This window comes from Acidisphaera rubrifaciens HS-AP3 (assembly GCF_000964365.1).
Taxonomy (GTDB): Bacteria; Pseudomonadota; Alphaproteobacteria; order Acetobacterales; family Acetobacteraceae; genus Acidisphaera; species Acidisphaera rubrifaciens.
In genome coordinates, this window is sequence record NZ_BANB01000032.1 from 1 (window position 1) to 577 (window position 577).

Annotated in this window: 1 protein-coding gene; it reads right to left on the reverse strand. The window is 73.8% G+C overall.

Annotation, left to right across the window (positions count from 1 at the left end):
* Window positions 1–577 (reverse strand): Holliday junction branch migration DNA helicase RuvB (gene ruvB, locus B8460_RS01095; RefSeq protein ID WP_048859723.1); only part of this gene is annotated, 577 nt, incomplete at both ends.

The window sequence follows — 577 nt, forward strand, 5'->3', positions numbered from 1 at the left end:
CGATGCGCGGCGTGCCCCGCGCCCGCCGCGCGATCTCCGCCGCCCCGTCGGCCAGCAGGTCGAAGCCCAGCTTCTGCGCCCCCCGCCCGACGATCAGCTCCAGCTCGGCCGGGGTGTAGAAGATCAGCCGCAGCGGGATGCCGAACCGGTCGCGCAGCGGCGTCGCCAGCAGCCCCGCCCGCGTCGTCGCACCGACCAGGGTGAACGGCGGCAGGTCGATCCGCACCGACCGCGCCGCCGGCCCCTCGCCGATGATGAGGTCGAGCTGGAAATCCTCCATCGCCGGATAGAGGATCTCCTCGATCGCCGGCTGCAGCCGGTGGATCTCGTCGATGAACAGCACGTCGCGCGGCTGCAGGTTGGTCAGGATCGCCGCCAGGTCGCCGGCGCGCTGGATCACCGGCCCCGATGTCGCGCGGAAGCCCACACCCAGCTCCCGCGCCACGATCTGCGCCAGCGTCGTCTTGCCGAGGCCGGGCGGCCCGTGCAGCAGCACGTGGTCCAGCGCCTCGCCGCGCGCGCGGGCGGCGGCGATGAACACCGCCAGATTCTCCCGGCTCGCCCGCTGGCCCACGAA